This window comes from Bacillus sp. CDB3 (assembly GCF_002081505.1).
Taxonomy (GTDB): domain Bacteria; phylum Bacillota; class Bacilli; order Bacillales; family Bacillaceae_G; genus Bacillus_A; species Bacillus_A cereus_AT.
On the sequence record NZ_ALBR01000011.1, the window covers coordinates 154,500 to 171,632 of the forward strand.

Genomic DNA, 17,133 nt, shown 5'->3' on the forward strand with positions numbered 1-17,133 from the left:
AAGTGTTAAAAAAACAAACGGTTTGGCTATTAACGATGTTAAGTTTAGTGGTTGTACTATCTGTTTATTACGTAACAACTCCTGAAAAAATGAATACAGCAGCACCGGCAACGGGTGAAAAGATGGGGCAAGAAAAACAAGGTGCTGATAAAGCAGTTACAAAAGAAACAACAAAAGAAAGTACAAGCAAGGAAACTACAAATAAAGAAACAGACAAAAAAGAGAATGACAAAAAGGAAACAAGTAAAAAAGAGGCTAGCGTAACAGTTCAATCAAGCGATGAGAATTTCACAGCGCTACGTATGCAAATGGAAGATCAGCGTAGTGTAGAGAAAGAAAAGCTACAAAATGTAATGAAGTCATCAAAATCTTCAGCAGAAGAAAAGAGTAAAGCGAAAGATAATCTTGATGCAATCACTACAATGGAAACGAAGCAACAATTACTTGAGACAGTGATTAAATCTCAAGGTGGATATAAAGATGCTCTTGTAAGAGCTGATGGAACTGACATTAAAGTAACGGTTAAATCAGCAAAGCATTCACAAAAAGAAGCGAATAAAATTATTCAGCTTGTAAGAAGTGAAGGTGGTTCAAAAGATGTAGGTGTGAAATTTGATCCATCAGTAAAATAAATTGAAATTATAATAGGTGTTGCTGCTTCAAATGAGATAAAAGAATAATAGAAAAAGCTATCGATTTCGATAGCTTTTTTCTATTTCATCTTTGTTGTTGTATTTAGTCTTTTCAATTGGAAACGGGGAAATACGCTGTGAGTAAAAGATTAATGGTTCATGATAATGGTGATTACTTTTTCCAGATTTGACGTGGATGAAGAGGACCAATGCCCAAATCACTACGGCAGGCAAGAATAGAATGAGCCATATCATATGTCCACACCTCACTACAATAAATTTTATACACTTTGAACATACTATTCTTATATGAAGGAAGAATGAACGGCACGTAAACAAAAAAATAATATTTGGTAAAAATATGTTTTTTATCTTAGAAAAAAGAAGAGTGGTTAGGGAATTACGTGTTTACAATGTGAAGTTTTGAAAAGTGAAAAATGTTTTTTTAGGAAGTGGTCTTGCCAATTTTATGTGAAACTTGGTATTATTACTAGGTAATAATTTTTTAGTGGAATAATATTTTTACAGGAGTTTCGATTTATTACAAAGAAATATAAATTGGAATGTTTAAAAAATTTATCGTAAGATGGGAATAGTAAATATTTCTATTAGTAAATGAAATAAATTTTCTAATAGAATACATCGTATTTTTACAGTCAATCTAGTTTTAGTGATGAGAATCTGTAAAAACGGGACAAACAAGAGTATGGGAGTGGATTTTACATGTTTAAAATTCAAGAAGTTCGTGAATTAATTAAATTAATTGATAGCTCTAATATTGATGAATTTGAATACAAAAAAGACGGTACAACAATTAAAATGAAAAAACGTGGTAATGAAGTAATTACTGTGCAAGCACCTGTAACGAAACAAGTCATGCAACCAGCAGCACCTGTTGAAGTAGAAACAACAGTAGCGGCAGCACAAGTAGAAGTGCCAAAACAAGAAGAGAAGACAGCTGTTCAAAATGAAAACCTGCATAAAATCACATCACCGATGGTAGGAACATTTTATTCCTCTTCTTCGCCTGATACACCTCAATATGTAAGTGTTGGGGACAAAGTATCGAAAGATTCTATCGTATGTATTGTTGAAGCTATGAAATTATTTAACGAAATTGACGCAGATGTAGAAGGCGAAATTGTTGAAATTCTTGTTAATAACGGACAGCTTGTTGAGTATGGACAACCGCTATTTCTTGTAAAAGCGTAATAAGGGAGTCTTTGTGATGATAAAAAAAGTATTAATAGCCAATCGTGGGGAAATTGCTGTACGAATTGTTCGAGCTTGTAAAGAAATGGATATTGAAACAGTTGCAATTTATTCAGAAGCAGACAAAGAGTCACTTCATGTGCAAATTGCAGATGAAGCGTATTGTGTTGGACCAACGATTTCGAAAGAAAGCTATTTAAATTTGACGAACATTATTAGTGTTGCGAAATTAACAGGTTGTGATGCAATTCATCCGGGATATGGATTTTTAGCAGAGAATGCGGATTTTGCAGAATTGTGCCGTGAGTGTAACTTGATTTTTATCGGTCCAAGCCCAGAAGCTATTTCAAAGATGGGCACAAAAGACGTTGCACGTGATACAATGAAAGAAGCAGGGGTTCCGATTGTACCAGGTTCACAAGGGATTATTAAAAATACCAAAGAAGCGATCGAGCTTGCTAATCAAATTGGATATCCAGTTATTATTAAAGCGACTGCAGGTGGCGGCGGAAAAGGTATTCGTGTTGCGCGCCATGAAGAAGAGCTTGTAAAAGGAATTCAAATTACACAGCAAGAAGCTAGTACCGCTTTTGGGAACCCTGGTGTATACTTAGAAAAGTACGTTGAAGATTTCCGCCATGTTGAGATTCAAATAATGGCAGATACACATGGAAATGCCATTCATTTAGGAGAGCGTGATTGTACAATTCAACGCCGTTTGCAAAAACTATTAGAAGAAAGTCCATCACCTGCACTTGATGAAAATATTCGTCAGCAAATGGGTGACGCAGCAGTTAAAGCAGCGGTAGCGGTTGATTATACAGGTGCTGGTACGGTTGAGTTTATTTATGAATATAAAACGAAAAGCTTTTATTTCATGGAGATGAATACGAGAATTCAAGTTGAGCATCCAGTTACAGAAATGGTAACAGGGATGGATTTAATTAAAGAACAAATTCGTGTTGCTTCTGGAGAAAAGTTATCGTTACAGCAAGAAGAAGTACAATTTAATGGTTGGGCAATTGAATGTCGAATTAATGCGGAAAACCCTGCCAAAAAATTTATGCCATCTCCAGGTAAAGTAGAAATGTACTTGCCACCAGGCGGATTTGGTATTCGCGTCGATTCAGCTGTATATCCGGGATATTCAATTCCACCTTTCTATGATTCGATGGTTGCTAAATTAATTGTTCACGGAAAAACACGTGAAGAGGCAATTGCAAAAATGAAGCGAGCACTCAGTGAGTTTGTCATTGAAGGCGTACATACAACAATCCCGTTCCATTTGCAATTGCTAGATCATCCTGATTTTGTAAAAGGTGAGTTTAACACGAAATTTTTGGAAGAGCATGAACTTGTGACGCAGTGATACATTAAAGGAGGTTTTTTTCATGGCTGAACATATGTTAGATATGGGTCAAGATACAACTCTTGGAAAAGTAGAAATTGCACCAGAAGTAATCGAAGTAATTGCAGGTATTGCAGCTGCTGAAGTAGAAGGTGTAGCGGCAATGCGTGGTAATTTTGCTACAGATGTTGTTGAGAAGTTAGGTAAGAAAAATCACGGTAAAGGTGTAAAGGTTGAGCTAGCAAACGAAGATATTATTGTTGACCTTTATGTTGTTATGTATTTTGGTGTAGCAATTCCAGTTGTTGCACAAAAAATTCAAGACAATATACGCCAGGCACTCTTTACAATGACAGGACTTGAGCCAAAAGAAGTGAATGTTCACATCGTTGGCGTAACATTCGAAACACAAAAAACAGAAATCGAACCAGTGTAAGAGTGAAAAAGGTGCCTAGTAACGTAGGCGCCTTTTTTATCGTTTCAGTTCTTCACAAATTAAAAACCTCTAAATTATTATACTATTTCAAAAAATAAGAAATGTAAAAGGGAATGTTTCATTTTTCCAAAAAACGTACATTGTGATAAGATATGGAACTTGAAGTTAATCTTTTTATTATTTTTCAGCCTTGTACCCCGTGTGTGAAACGATAAATTGTGTTATTATCATTGTATTATAAGGTTGGAAAATCAATGAAAACTACAAGAGTAAGTGAATTGACGGCTTATAAATTATAATAATATAACAAAGCATAAGGAAAGACTTGAAGTATAAAGGAGAGTTACAATGAAACGTAGGACGGCTAGAGAAAGAGCTATGCAAGCATTATACCAAATGGATATTACAGGTGAATTAGAACCGAAAGTAGCGGTGGAAAATACGCTAGACGAAGGTGAAGAAACAAATGAGTTTCTAGAATCACTTGTTGTAGGATTTGTAGACAACAAAGAAGAGATTGACGCAGCAATTCGTCAAAATTTAAAGAAGTGGAAGCTTGAGCGTATTAGTATTGTTGATCGCAGTATTTTACGTGTAGCTGTGTATGAAATGAAATACATGGAAGAAATTCCACACAATGTAACAATTAACGAAGCGATTGAAATTGCAAAAACATTTGGGGATGAGGAATCTCGTCGTTTTATTAACGGCGTTTTATCTAATATAAAAGATACACTGTAATTTCTTTAAGGGGGAATCTTAAAATGGTAGCAGTAATCATCAAAGGAAATGAAGTTGCGGAGAAAAAACGAGCACAATTGAAAGAAGAAGTTGTGAAGTTAAAAGAGCAAGGGATTGTACCAGGATTAGCAGTTATTTTAGTTGGAGAAGACCCAGCATCGCGTTCTTATGTAAAAGGAAAAGAAAAAGGCTGTGAGCAAGTAGGGATTTATTCAGAGCTAATTGAACTTCCTGAAACGATTACTGAGGAGCGTTTGCTTGCTGAAATCGATCGCTTAAATGGAGACGACCGTATTAATGGCATATTAGTACAATTACCTTTACCAAAACATATTGAAGAAAAAGCTATCATTGAAAGAATTTCACCTGAAAAGGATGTAGATGGATTTCACCCAATCAGCGTTGGACGTATGATGACGGGACAAGATACATTCCTTCCATGTACACCGCACGGTATTGTGGAATTAGTAAAAGAAACAAATCTTGATATTTCTGGAAAACATGTTGTTGTAATCGGAAGAAGTAATATTGTTGGTAAACCGGTGGGACAACTGTTTTTAAATGAAAATGCAACTGTCACATATTGTCATTCAAAGACGCAAAATATAAAAGAATTATCGAAGTTAGCTGATATTTTAATCGTAGCTGTTGGAAGAGCGAAAATGGTAACAGCTGATTATATTAAAGAAGGTGCAGTTGTAATTGATGTTGGTGTTAACCGTTTAGACACAGGTAAACTTTGTGGTGACGTTGATTTTGATAACGTATTAGACGTTGCAGGATACATTACGCCTGTGCCAAAAGGAGTCGGCCCAATGACTATTACAATGCTTCTTCACAATACTGTGGAGTCTGCAAAGCGTGCAGGTGTTGTTTGTCAATAATTTGAATCGGCTATGAGGAGAGAGCAATGGAGAAACAATATTTAACCGTTACAGCATTGACACGCTATATTAAAACAAAAATAGAGTATGATCCGCATTTACAGTCTGTTTGGTTAAAAGGAGAAATTTCCAACTTTAAATATCATAGTCGTGGTCATATGTATTTTACATTGAAAGATGAAAATGCAAGAATTGCAGCGGTTATGTTTGCGGGTCATAATCGTAACATTAAATTCAGACCGGAAAATGGAATGAAAGTACTTGTAAAAGGAAAGATATCTGTTTACGAGGCGAGTGGTTCTTATCAAATTTATATTCAAGACATGCAGCCTGATGGAATTGGGAACTTGCATTTAGCTTATGAGCAGTTAAAAGTTCGTTTAGAGGAAGAGGGGTTGTTTTCTCAAGTTTATAAAAAAACAATTCCTCCGTATGCTAAAACAATAGGTGTAATCACGTCGCCAACAGGAGCAGCAATTCGTGATATTATTACAACGATTAAACGTCGTTACCCAATTGGGAATGTTATTGTGTTTCCAGTACTTGTACAAGGGGAGTCAGCAGCTCCCTCGATTGTACAAGCGATTCGTACAGCGAATGAAATGGGAGATATTGACGTTTTAATTGTTGGACGTGGTGGAGGCTCTATTGAAGAATTATGGGCCTTTAATGAGGAAGTAGTTGCAAGAGCAATTTTTACAAGTGAGATTCCGATTATTTCGGCTGTAGGCCATGAAACAGATTTTACAATCGCAGATTTTGTCGCGGATTTACGTGCACCAACACCGACTGCAGCAGCTGAGCTGGCGGTACCTAATATTATAGAGTTACAAGAAAAGGTATTACAAAGAACTCTGAGATTGCAAAGAGCAATGAGAGAGAGAGTACATAAAAAAGAAGAAAAACTGCAAGTGTTACAAAAATCTTATGCGTTCCGTTATCCAAGGCAAGTGTACGAACAAAAAGAAGAGCAGTTAGACAGGGCTCTTGAACAACTTGTTTTAGCGAAAGAGCGTTATATAGATAAAAAAGTAAATCAATTAAAGCAACTTTCATTTTATTTAGAAAAGCACCACCCATCTCAAAAAATTATACAAACGAAAACGGCAATTGAAACGTTGCAAAAGCAGTTGCAACGTGAAATGCAAACATTACTTCAAACGAAGGAGTTCGTATTTGTGAGAGCGGCTCAAAAGCTTGAGGTATTAAGCCCGCTTAAAGTAATGATGAGAGGGTATGGGCTTGTATACGATGAAGAGAAACAAGTATTAAAAAGCGTGAAAGATGTTAGCCTTGGAGATGCTGTTTCAGTTCAATTACAAGATGGAATACTAGATTGTAGCGTATCAAGCATAGAGGAGCGTGAATTGAATAATGGAAAATAAGTTAAGCTTTGAAGAAGCAATTTCGCAGCTTGAGCACCTCGTTTCTAAGCTTGAACAAGGTGATGTACCTTTAGAGGAAGCGATTTCTTATTTTAAAGAAGGCATGGAATTATCTAAGCTTTGTGATGAGAAATTGAAAGATGTACAAGAACAAATGGCAGTTATCCTTGGGGAAGATGGAGAGCTTAAACCGTTTACTGCTTTAGGAGATGAAGCATAGTGACACATATAGCTTTTGATGCTTTTTTGAAAGAGAGTAAAACTTTCGTAGAAGAAAAGCTTGTAAGCTATGCAAATGAATTACAATGTCCAAATGTGCTTCGTGAAGCGATGGCATATTCTTTGGAAGCGGGTGGGAAACGTCTCCGCCCGTTACTTTTATTTGCAACGTTACAAGCGTTTGGGAAAGAAAAAAATCTTGGAGTGGGTGCAGCTTGTGCCCTTGAAATGATTCATACATATTCGTTAGTTCATGATGATTTACCTTGTATGGATGATGATGATCTAAGACGAGGAAAGCCTACAAATCATAAAGTATTTGGTGAAGCAATGGCAGTTTTAGCAGGAGATGGTTTGTTGACATATGCTTTTCAAGTCATTATGGCATATGAGCATAAAGAAATCTCTGCTGAAAAGAAAGTAAGACTTGTACTTGAGCTTGCGAAAGCAGCAGGACCTGAAGGAATGGTTGCTGGACAAGTGGCAGATATGGAAGCTGAAGGAAAACGACTTACAATTAATGAATTAGAGTACATCCATAAGCATAAAACAGGTAAACTGCTTGAGTTTGCTGTACTTGCAGGAGCGATACTTTCTGATGCTACAGAAGAGCAGGAAGAGAAGTTACTTGCATTTGCGAAATATATCGGTCTAGCTTTCCAAATTAGAGATGATATTTTGGATGTAGAAGGCACAGAAGAAGAGATTGGAAAACCGATTGGTAGTGATGTTTCTAATGAAAAGAGTACATATACGACGTTATTTACTGTAGATAGAGCAAAATCTATTTTAGAGGAAAAAATTGCAAAAGCAAAAGATTCTATTAGCTCCTTGCAATTACAAGATGAATATTTACTATCTATTTGTGATTTGATCGCAAAACGTAATAACTAATATAACAGCGTTTTCATTTGTTGAGTCATTCATCATTTTATGATATAAATGTAGGAAAAGGTTTTTCTTTTCTTGTTATTGGCAAAAATATATGTAGATTACATTGCCGTTATCACTTCGTGTTAGCGGCTATTTTTTTCATCGCGTAAAGAAATATGATGTATAATATGATAAGTGAAAAAAATGGAAGTGTTTTCTGAAAGCAGGACAAGATAAAAAGAATAGAAAGAGAATTTCTTGTGTTGTGTAAATATTTCTTATAATATTTGACATGTTGACAGATTATGAAATGAAAGTGAGTGATCCGTGTGGATCTAACGCAAATTCAAAACCCTAGTTTTTTGAAAGATATGTCTATTAGTGAACTAGAGGGATTGAGTGAGGATATTCGTAAGTTTTTAATTGAAGAGCTCTCTCAAACAGGTGGACATATTGCACCTAATTTAGGTGTAGTAGAACTCACAATTGCTCTGCATAAATTATTTGATAGTCCGAAAGATAAGTTTTTATGGGATGTAGGACATCAATCCTATGTACATAAAATTTTAACAGGGCGTGCGAAAGAATTCGGCACATTAAGGCAATACCAAGGTCTATGTGGTTTCCCAAAACGCTGCGAGAGTGAGCATGATGTTTGGGAAACTGGTCATAGTTCGACGTCATTATCTGCTGCAATGGGAATGGCTCTAGCGCGTGATTTAAAGAAAACGGAAGAATACGTTATACCAATCATTGGCGATGGTGCATTAACAGGCGGAATGGCTTTAGAGGCATTAAACCATATTGGTCATGAAAAAACGGACATGATTGTTATTTTGAATGACAATGAAATGTCAATTGCACCAAACGTCGGTGCGCTTCATAATGTACTTGGTCGTTTACGTACCGCAGGGAAGTACCATTGGGTAAAAGATGAATTAGAGTATATATTAAAGAAAATCCCAGCAGTTGGCGGGAAAGTTGCTGCGACAGCAGAGAAAATAAAGGATAGTCTAAAATATTTACTAGTATCAGGCGTCTTTTTTGAAGAATTAGGCTTTACATATTTAGGTCCGGTCGATGGGCATGATTATGAAAAGTTATTCGAAACGTTGCAATATGCAAAGAAAACAAAAGGCCCAGTACTTGTTCATGTAATTACGAAAAAAGGAAAAGGTTATAAACCAGCTGAGAGTGACGTTATTGGAACTTGGCATGGAACAGGACCGTATAAAATCGAGTCAGGTGACTTCGTTAAACCGAAGGAAGTTGCACCAGCATGGAGTGCTGTTGTTAGTGATACTGTACTTAATCTAGCAAGAACGGATGAACGTATCGTTGCAATTACGCCTGCAATGCCTGTTGGATCGAAACTTGAGAAATTCCAAAAAGAATTTCCGGATCGCATGATTGATGTAGGTATTGCGGAACAGCATGCTACAACAATGGCGGCTGGTATGGCAACACAAGGGATGAAGCCATTCTTAGCAATTTATTCAACATTTTTACAAAGAGCATATGACCAAGTTGTTCATGATATTTGTCGTCAAAATTTAAATGTTTTCATTGGAATAGACCGCTCTGGATTAGTAGGAGCAGACGGTGAAACGCATCAAGGGGTATTTGACATCGCGTTTTTACGTCACTTGCCGAATATGGTGCTTATGATGCCGAAAGATGAAAATGAAGGTCAACATTTAGTTTATACGGCGATGCAATATGAAGATGGACCGATTGCTTTGCGTTATGCGCGCGGTAATGGACTTGGCGTTCATATGGATGAAGAATTAAAGGCGATTCCAATTGGTTCATGGGAAACGTTAAAAGAAGGCACACAAGCAGCAATTTTAACGTTTGGTACGACAATCCCGATGGCAATGGAAGCAGCTGAGCGTCTTGAAAAGGCTGGAGTTTCAGTCAAAGTAGTGAATGCTCGCTTTATTAAACCAATGGATGAAGCATATTTACATGAGCTTTTAGGGAAAAATATACCGATTTTAACGATTGAAGAAGCGTGTTTAATCGGAGGTTTTGGAACAGGAGTAGTTGAATTTGCATCTGAAAATGGATACCATAGTGCATTAATTGAAAGAATGGGTATTCCAGACCGTTTCATAGAGCACGGTAGTGTAACAAAATTATTAGAAGAAATTGGTTTAACGACAGATGCTGTTGTAGACCGTATTCATACAATGATTCCATCAAAACAAAAAAGGGCGTAACAAATGAGCGTAAAAAAAGAAAGAGTAGATGTACTATTAGTAGAGCGAGGACTTATAGAAACGCGCGAGAAGGCTAAACGTGCTGTTATGGCAGGGCTCGTATATGCGAATGAAATGAGACTCGATAAGCCAGGAGAGAAAATCTCACAAGATACAGAGATTACGGTGAAAGGGCAAGTTATGCCGTATGTAAGCCGTGGTGGTTATAAACTTGAAAAGGCATTAGAGACATTTCAACTTGATTTACAAGATAAAGTTATGATAGATATTGGTTCATCAACTGGTGGTTTTACAGATTGTGCGCTTCAAAATGGAGCGAAGTTATCTTATGCATTAGATGTAGGATATAATCAACTTGCGTGGAAATTGCGTCAAGATGAGCGTGTTGTTGTGATGGAACGAACGAACTTCCGTTACGTGACACCGGCAGACTTAGAGCGCGGGTTACCTCAGTTTGCAAGTATCGATGTTTCATTTATATCACTAAAGCTAATATTGCCGGTTTTAAAAACAATGCTTATGTTAAATGGTGACGTAGCTGCATTAATTAAACCGCAGTTTGAAGCTGGACGAGAACAAGTTGGGAAAAAAGGCATTGTTCGTGATAGAAAAGTACATGAAGCTGTCGTGGAAATGATTGTCGATTTTGCTCTGAAGGAAGGCTATGATGTCGAAGGTTTAACATTCTCGCCAATTACGGGCGGGGATGGTAATATTGAATTTTTAATCCATTTAAAATGGCATGGAGAGCGTGAGAATGGCGAAAATCATTCGCCGGTTTCTATTGAGCAAGTTGTTACAGAAGCGCATGACGTTCTAAAACAAAAAGGGAAAGGGGAATAACATATGTTGTTCCTCTTTTTGTTGTAATTGTATAATGATTGTAAAAACAATTGTGTACAAGAAACGAATTATACGTTAACATAAATAAGTGAAGTATACCAATGTTTAAACTATGGTAAGAGATAGTGTGAGGTGCAAATGTATGAATAAAGGTCAGCGCCATATTAAAATCAGGGAAATTATTGCGAACAAAGAAATTGAAACACAAGATGAACTAGTTGATATTTTACGTAATGAGGGATTTAATGTAACGCAAGCAACAGTATCGCGCGATATTAAAGAACTGCACTTAGTTAAGGTGCCATTACATGATGGACGCTATAAATATAGCTTACCAGCAGATCAACGATTTAACCCGTTGCAAAAATTAAAACGAAATCTAGTGGATTCATTTGTAAAATTAGACACGGCAGGACATATGCTTGTGCTAAAAACATTGCCTGGTAACGCTCATTCACTTGGGGCACTTATTGATCATTTAGAGTGGGATGAGATTATCGGAACCATTTGTGGTGATGATACTTGCTTAATTATTTGCCGTACACCTGAAGATACAGGTGTTGTCTCTGATCGTTTCTTAAATATGCTGTAACAAAAAAATCTTGTTTACTTTCCTCTGTAAAGTGGAAAGTAAACAAGATATTTTTATTGGTTAAAAATATGAATTATTAAATGCAATATAATATTTTCTTTAAATAAAGTTAGAAAATAGGTGGATTGACCCGTAAAACGAATGTTTGGTACAATGGAGCGGGTTAGATGAGTAATTTATACATATAAACATATAGTATAACTATTTGAATGAAGAGTACTTAAAAAAAGCCCTTAGTAGGGGATTAGTTTATAACGAGGTGAATGGGGCATTGTTATCGGAATTATCGATCAGAAACTTTGCTATTATTGAGGCATTAAATATTTCTTTTCAAAAAGGTTTAACCGTTTTAAGTGGTGAAACAGGAGCCGGAAAATCGATTATTATTGATGCGATTAGTTTGCTTGTTGGCGGCCGTGGTTCAGCGGAGTTTGTTCGATATGGAACAGAAAAGGCTGAAATAGAGGGTTTATTTTATGTAGAAGATGATAAGCATCCATGTATCGCAAAGGCAGAAGAATTAGATATAGAAATAGAAGACGGCATGATTATTTTGAAACGTGATATCGCTGCGAATGGAAAAAGTGTATGCCGTGTAAATGGGAAGCTTGTTACACTTAGTATATTAAAAGAGATTGGAAAAACGCTTGTTGATATACATGGACAGCATGAAACGCAAGATTTAATGAATGAAGAGCGTCATATGTTTATGCTAGATCATTTTGATGGAGATCGTATTGTTAAACAATTAGACACATATCAGAACGTATACGGAGACTATGAAAAATTAAAAAAACAGCTGAAATCTTTAAGTGAAAATGAACAACAAATGGCTCATCGTCTAGATTTAATTCAATTCCAACATGAAGAAATTCGTAAGGCGGATTTAAAAATGGATGAAGAATATGAATTGACTGAGGAACGATTGAAAATATCCAATTTTGAAAAGATTTATAAAGCGTTAGGGGATGCGTATCGTTCGTTGAGTGGGGACAGCCAAGGGCTAGATCATGTAAGGAATGCAATGAGCCAAATGGAGAGTATTACGCATTTAGATGAGGCGTATCAAGAAAACCATGATTCAATTGCAAATAGCTATTACTTATTAGAAGAAGTTGCATATCAGCTTAGAGAAAAGTTAGATATGATGGAATATGATCCGAAACGTTTAGATGAAATTGAAACACGGTTGAATGAAATCCGTATGTTAAAGAGAAAGTATGGAAATACTGTAGAAGAGATTTTAGCGTATGCTGATAAAATTGAACAAGAAATTTTTACAATTGAAAATAAAGACGTACATATTGAAACGACGAGAAAGCAGCTAAAGGAATTAGAAAGTGTTATCTTAAAAGAAGCGACGTTGTTAAGTGATATGCGTCATGAACTGGCAGACCATCTTACAAACGCTATTCATCAAGAATTAAAAGAATTATATATGGAAAAAACGAAATTTGAAGTGAGAATAATGAAGAGGGAAGGAAATGCAGAAGAACCTCTTGTAGAAGGAACACCGGTGAAACTTACAGCGGATGGCTACGATCACGTGGAGTTTTATATTTCAACGAACCCTGGTGAACCGTTAAAGCCGCTTTCAAAGGTTGCTTCTGGCGGAGAGTTATCTCGTATTATTTTGGCTTTAAAAAGTATTTTTTCTAAGCATCAAGGTGTTGCTTCAGTTATTTTTGATGAAGTGGATACAGGTGTGAGTGGTCGGGTTGCACAGGCTATTGCGGAAAAAATCTATCGTGTATCGGTAAACTCGCAAGTACTTTGTATTACGCACTTACCTCAGGTAGCTTCAATGGCGGACTCGCATTTATTTATTAGAAAACAAGTGGCGAATGATCGGACGATTACATCTGTTACGGTGCTAAGTACGGATGAAAAAGTAACAGAAATTGCTCGGATGATTTCTGGTGTAGAAATTACAGATTTAACGACAGAACATGCGAAAGAGTTACTTACGCAAGCACATCATTTCAAACAGACAGCAGAGGCTATCCAGTAATGGATAGCTTTTTTTCTCAAATGATGATTTCTTAATTCTTCCGGTTATAAATAAAGCACTGCAAGGAGAGATTAAAAAGTGAAGCCAAGAGGCTGAATGTGGGGTAGGAGCGAGGAGAGTGAACAAATTGAAATTAGAAAGATTTCGAAAAATAATAGGTCTTTGTCTCCTTGTTTCTTTAGTTTTTATTGGATGTTTTAAACCGCTTCGAACGTTTATTTCATCCCCGAAACAACTTGTTGTTTTTGAAGGACAACAATCAGAAATAGCATCATTACCAGTTTTTAAGGCTTCATCTACAAATCGTAATGTATTTACAGTAAGTTCAAATGAACAAGAGCTTATGGTGAATTCTCACCAAAATGGTGAAGCTGATATGGTGTTTCAACTCGCTGGTTTTCCAGTGAAAAAAGTAAATGTAAAAGTATTGAAAGATTTTAAAGTTATCCCCGGTGGACAATCGATTGGTGTGAAATTGAACACAAAAGGTGTACTTGTTGTAGGCCATCATTTAATTCAAACTGAAAAGGGTAAAGTATCTCCTGGTGAAACAGCTGGTGTACAGATTGGGGATATGATTACTGCAATTAATGGGAAAACAATTGAAAGAATGAGTGATGTAGCACCATTTATTCATAATAGTGGAGAAACAGGTGAACCGCTTAATCTTGTTTTGCTAAGAGATGGAAAATACATTCGCACTAAGTTAACACCACAAAAAGACAGCGGGGAATCGTCTTATCGTATTGGTTTATATATTCGTGACTCGGCAGCTGGAATTGGAACAATGACATTTGTTCATCCGGATTCCATGAAATACGGGGCACTTGGTCATGTCATTTCTGATAATGATACAAAAAAGCCAATTCAAGTAGAAGATGGACAAATTATGCGCTCGACCGTAACCTCTATTGAAAGAGGAAGTCACGGGAATCCAGGAGAAAAATTAGCAAGATTTTCACCGGATCGTGAAGTGATTGGTAATATTACAGTAAATAGCCCGTATGGTATTTTCGGGAAATTAAATACAAATATGACAAACGGCATAATGGATAAAGCAATGCCTATCGCATTATCCCATCAAGTAAAAGAAGGACCGGCGAAAATATTAACAGTTATTGATCAAGATAAAGTTGAGGCGTTTGATATTGAAGTTATTAGTACGGTACCGCAAAAGTTCCCAGCTACAAAAGGTATGGTTATAAAAGTGACAGACAAACGTTTACTAGCAAAAACGGGTGGTATTGTACAAGGGATGAGTGGAAGTCCGATTGTACAAAATGGGAAAGTAATTGGTGCTGTTACACATGTATTTGTAAATGATCCAACGTCAGGATACGGTGTTCATATTGAATGGATGTTACATGAGGCTGGAATTAATATTTATGATCAAGAGAAAAAAGCGAGCTAATGCATATTAGCTCGCTTTTCTATTGAAAAATTCGTTGAAATTTTGTAAAAGCTCCGCAAGAGCTGTTTTTTGTTGTAAAATATAAGAAAAGGGTTGAACGTTTCGTTGTAATTCTATGATGGAATGTGTTGCGAAAGAAAGTAAATGGGCGATAAATATATTTTTTTGTGTTTTTATCGGAAAGTAAGAAACTTTAAAAGGGAATTTTCACACAATTGTCGAACAATTCATGTAGCCTAGAAGCTTACACATGTCGGAAGAATCGATTCGGTAAGGGAGGAAAAACTGTGGAGAAAATTAAAGTATGTCTTGTGGATGATAATAAAGAATTGGTATCAATGCTAGAGAGCTATGTTGCTGCTCAGGATGATATGGAAGTGATCGGAACTGCTTACAATGGTCAAGAATGTTTAAACTTATTGACAGACAAGCAGCCTGATGTACTCGTTTTAGACATTATTATGCCACATTTAGATGGTCTAGCTGTGCTAGAGAAAATGCGACATATTGAAAGGTTAAGACAACCTAGCGTTATTATGTTGACAGCATTTGGACAAGAAGATGTGACGAAAAAAGCGGTTGATTTAGGTGCATCATATTTCATATTAAAACCATTTGATATGGAGAATTTAACGAGTCATATTCGTCAAGTGAGTGGTAAAGCAAATGCTACCATTAAACGTCCATTACCATCTTTCCGATCAGCAACAACGATCGATGGAAAACCGAAAAACTTAGATGCGAGTATTACAAGTATCATTCATGAAATTGGTGTACCCGCTCATATTAAAGGGTACATGTACTTACGAGAAGCAATCTCTATGGTGTACAATGATATCGAATTACTAGGATCTATTACGAAAGTATTATATCCAGATATCGCAAAGAAATATAATACAACAGCAAGTCGTGTCGAGCGCGCAATCCGTCACGCAATTGAAGTGGCTTGGAGCCGTGGGAATATTGATTCTATTTCGTCCTTATTTGGTTATACTGTATCGATGTCAAAAGCAAAACCTACGAATTCCGAGTTCATCGCAATGGTTGCGGATAAGCTGAGACTTGAACATAAGGCTAGCTGATTCAATAGCGACAAGGGTTTAAATGCTCATCTTGTAATTGGTAAAAGCCAATAAACATGATTTCAATCCAATAAATATTTTGATACATACCCAATGAATGATTTTTATTCGTTGGGTATTTTTTATTTGTGAAAAGGAGCGATTTCATGAAGGTATCGGAAACGGAATGGTATTTAAATGACTTTTTAATTTATTGTCAAAGCAAAAATCTATCACCGAAAACAATTTCATCTTACGAGCAAACATTAAAATTGTTCCTGTTATGGTTAAAAAATGAACAAGACCTTGAAGAAGTCAACCATGTAAAAGCGGGACATATACGTCAATACATTGCCTATGTCCAAGAGCGTGGCAAATATACGGTAGTAAGTCGGGAAGATTCAATTCATAGCAATCATCCACAGAACCGAATGGATTACAAAAAAAGCGTGAGTAACGTAACCATTAACAATTACATTCGAAATATTAAGGTATTTTTCAATTGGTTACATGAAGAAGGTGAAATAAGGAAAAATCCTGTAGACGGTATATCGACAATCAAAACGGAACGTAAACAAAAAAAGGCGATAACAAAACAGGAGTTTCAAAAATTGTTAGATGTATTCGATTATACAAAATTCCACGGTTATAGGAATAAAATAATTGTTTTGCTACTACAAGACACAGGATGCCGAATAGGAGAAACTTTAGCAATTAAAGTCGATGATATAGATTTCAAACATCGTATGATTTTGCTGAAACATACGAAAGCACGACAAGAGCGATATGTATATTTTTCACAGACATTGGCACGTGAATTAAAACATTATTTGCAATTTAAAGATAGATACACGGAAACCGAGTTATTATTCCCCACAACGAAAGGAACTGAGTTGACGATACATTCCTTTGAGAAACAATTAAGACAAGCTAGCGACAAAGCTGGCGTGTCTGTGCATCCTCATCAGTTGAGAAACAACTTCGCAAGGGAGTATTTGATGAATGGCGGTGACATTTACACGTTATCACGAATTTTGGGACATTCATCAGTACAAGTTACGGAACAAGCATATATGGACTTAACACGAGAAGAAATAGCGAGGAAATATCACGAACACTCGCCATTAGCGAAATGGAAAGTTAGGTGACAAAATAAAAAACGAACGGATTACAGGATGGCCGTCCTACCGCTCGTTTACCCATGATACAACAATCCCAAAGGATTATTATGCTCTTATTTTAGCATGATTGTTCCTTTGAATC

General features: G+C 36.3%; 17 protein-coding genes. 16 read left to right on the forward strand and 1 reads right to left on the reverse strand.

From position 1 onward, the window contains the following. Positions 1 to 2: 2 nt before the first annotated feature. On the forward strand, positions 3 to 632 hold the full coding sequence (locus tag CDB3_RS03090) for a SpoIIIAH-like family protein (protein WP_128853433.1): 630 nt from the start codon (positions 3 to 5) through the stop codon (positions 630 to 632). Between the two features lie 57 nt (positions 633 to 689). Here CDB3_RS03090 and CDB3_RS03095 read toward each other — a convergent pair whose 3' ends face one another. Further along, the gene (locus CDB3_RS03095; protein ID WP_002094415.1) at positions 690 to 887 is read right to left on the reverse strand and encodes a hypothetical protein; all 198 of its coding nucleotides are present in this window, start codon (positions 885 to 887) and stop codon (positions 690 to 692) included. Between the two features lie 468 nt (positions 888 to 1,355). Between CDB3_RS03095 and accB the strand changes: the two genes are divergently transcribed. From accB to CDB3_RS03175, 15 genes are all read left to right on the forward strand, one after another. Next, positions 1,356 to 1,844, forward strand: coding sequence for an acetyl-CoA carboxylase biotin carboxyl carrier protein (gene accB, locus CDB3_RS03100; RefSeq protein ID WP_128853434.1), 489 nt, complete (start codon positions 1,356 to 1,358; stop codon positions 1,842 to 1,844). A gap of 16 nt (positions 1,845 to 1,860) precedes the next feature. Beyond that, positions 1,861 to 3,213: an acetyl-CoA carboxylase biotin carboxylase subunit gene (gene accC / locus CDB3_RS03105; protein WP_128853435.1), complete on the forward strand. Its 1,353-nt coding sequence runs from the start codon at positions 1,861 to 1,863 to the stop codon at positions 3,211 to 3,213. 22 nt (positions 3,214 to 3,235) lie between these two features. Beyond that, positions 3,236 to 3,628 carry an Asp23/Gls24 family envelope stress response protein gene (locus tag CDB3_RS03110; RefSeq protein ID WP_000807630.1) on the forward strand — a complete coding sequence of 131 codons (393 nt, stop codon included), beginning with the start codon at positions 3,236 to 3,238 and terminating at the stop codon, positions 3,626 to 3,628. Positions 3,629 to 3,976: 348 nt separating this feature from the next. Then, entirely contained in the window at positions 3,977 to 4,369 is a 393-nt protein-coding gene (gene nusB, locus CDB3_RS03115) for a N utilization substance protein NusB (protein WP_000830246.1), read from the forward strand. A gap of 23 nt (positions 4,370 to 4,392) precedes the next feature. Further along, positions 4,393 to 5,253 carry a bifunctional methylenetetrahydrofolate dehydrogenase/methenyltetrahydrofolate cyclohydrolase FolD gene (gene folD, locus CDB3_RS03120; protein ID WP_128853436.1) on the forward strand — a complete coding sequence of 287 codons (861 nt, stop codon included), beginning with the start codon at positions 4,393 to 4,395 and terminating at the stop codon, positions 5,251 to 5,253. 26 nt (positions 5,254 to 5,279) lie between these two features. Then, positions 5,280 to 6,638, forward strand: a complete 1,359-nt coding sequence (gene xseA / locus CDB3_RS03125; RefSeq protein WP_128853437.1) for an exodeoxyribonuclease VII large subunit — start codon at positions 5,280 to 5,282, stop codon at positions 6,636 to 6,638. Further along, positions 6,628 to 6,858: an exodeoxyribonuclease VII small subunit gene (gene xseB / locus CDB3_RS03130; RefSeq protein WP_000428422.1), complete on the forward strand. Its 231-nt coding sequence runs from the start codon at positions 6,628 to 6,630 to the stop codon at positions 6,856 to 6,858. The genes xseA and xseB overlap by 11 nt, the downstream gene beginning before the upstream one ends. Then, entirely contained in the window at positions 6,858 to 7,751 is an 894-nt protein-coding gene (ispA, locus tag CDB3_RS03135; protein WP_128853438.1) for a (2E,6E)-farnesyl diphosphate synthase, read from the forward strand. The genes xseB and ispA overlap by 1 nt, the downstream gene beginning before the upstream one ends. A 308-nt stretch (positions 7,752 to 8,059) precedes the next feature. Beyond that, on the forward strand, positions 8,060 to 9,952 hold the full coding sequence (gene dxs / locus CDB3_RS03140; protein WP_097830734.1) for a 1-deoxy-D-xylulose-5-phosphate synthase: 1,893 nt from the start codon (positions 8,060 to 8,062) through the stop codon (positions 9,950 to 9,952). A gap of 3 nt (positions 9,953 to 9,955) precedes the next feature. Beyond that, positions 9,956 to 10,795, forward strand: coding sequence for a TlyA family RNA methyltransferase (locus CDB3_RS03145; protein ID WP_097830735.1), 840 nt, complete (start codon positions 9,956 to 9,958; stop codon positions 10,793 to 10,795). 142 nt (positions 10,796 to 10,937) lie between these two features. Beyond that, the gene (gene argR, locus CDB3_RS03150; protein ID WP_001032581.1) at positions 10,938 to 11,387 is read left to right on the forward strand and encodes an arginine repressor ArgR; all 450 of its coding nucleotides are present in this window, start codon (positions 10,938 to 10,940) and stop codon (positions 11,385 to 11,387) included. A 271-nt stretch (positions 11,388 to 11,658) separates the two neighbouring features. Further along, positions 11,659 to 13,398, forward strand: coding sequence for a DNA repair protein RecN (gene recN, locus CDB3_RS03155; RefSeq protein ID WP_128853439.1), 1,740 nt, complete (start codon positions 11,659 to 11,661; stop codon positions 13,396 to 13,398). Positions 13,399 to 13,516: 118 nt separating this feature from the next. Beyond that, entirely contained in the window at positions 13,517 to 14,809 is a 1,293-nt protein-coding gene (gene spoIVB / locus CDB3_RS03160) for a SpoIVB peptidase (RefSeq protein WP_128853440.1), read from the forward strand. Positions 14,810 to 15,096: 287 nt separating this feature from the next. Beyond that, on the forward strand, positions 15,097 to 15,891 hold the full coding sequence (gene spo0A, locus CDB3_RS03170; protein WP_000411416.1) for a sporulation transcription factor Spo0A: 795 nt from the start codon (positions 15,097 to 15,099) through the stop codon (positions 15,889 to 15,891). Between the two features lie 146 nt (positions 15,892 to 16,037). After that, entirely contained in the window at positions 16,038 to 17,018 is a 981-nt protein-coding gene (locus CDB3_RS03175) for a tyrosine-type recombinase/integrase (protein WP_128853441.1), read from the forward strand. The last annotated feature ends 115 nt before the right edge of the window (positions 17,019 to 17,133 follow it).

What these genes read in the sequence shown, in the direction of transcription:
- CDB3_RS03095 (WP_002094415.1), bottom strand. Translation starts at nt 887, where the DNA reads ATGATATGGCTCATTCTATTCTTGCCTGCCGTAGTGATTTGGGCATTG.
- accB (WP_128853434.1), top strand. Translation starts at nt 1,356, where the DNA reads ATGTTTAAAATTCAAGAAGTTCGTGAATTAATTAAATTAATTGATAGC.
- accC (WP_128853435.1), top strand. Translation starts at nt 1,861, where the DNA reads ATGATAAAAAAAGTATTAATAGCCAATCGTGGGGAAATTGCTGTACGA.
- CDB3_RS03110 (WP_000807630.1), top strand. Translation starts at nt 3,236, where the DNA reads ATGGCTGAACATATGTTAGATATGGGTCAAGATACAACTCTTGGAAAA.
- nusB (WP_000830246.1), top strand. Translation starts at nt 3,977, where the DNA reads ATGAAACGTAGGACGGCTAGAGAAAGAGCTATGCAAGCATTATACCAA.
- folD (WP_128853436.1), top strand. Translation starts at nt 4,393, where the DNA reads ATGGTAGCAGTAATCATCAAAGGAAATGAAGTTGCGGAGAAAAAACGA.
- xseA (WP_128853437.1), top strand. Translation starts at nt 5,280, where the DNA reads ATGGAGAAACAATATTTAACCGTTACAGCATTGACACGCTATATTAAA.
- xseB (WP_000428422.1), top strand. Translation starts at nt 6,628, where the DNA reads ATGGAAAATAAGTTAAGCTTTGAAGAAGCAATTTCGCAGCTTGAGCAC.
- CDB3_RS03145 (WP_097830735.1), top strand. Translation starts at nt 9,956, where the DNA reads ATGAGCGTAAAAAAAGAAAGAGTAGATGTACTATTAGTAGAGCGAGGA.
- argR (WP_001032581.1), top strand. Translation starts at nt 10,938, where the DNA reads ATGAATAAAGGTCAGCGCCATATTAAAATCAGGGAAATTATTGCGAAC.
- CDB3_RS03175 (WP_128853441.1), top strand. Translation starts at nt 16,038, where the DNA reads ATGAAGGTATCGGAAACGGAATGGTATTTAAATGACTTTTTAATTTAT.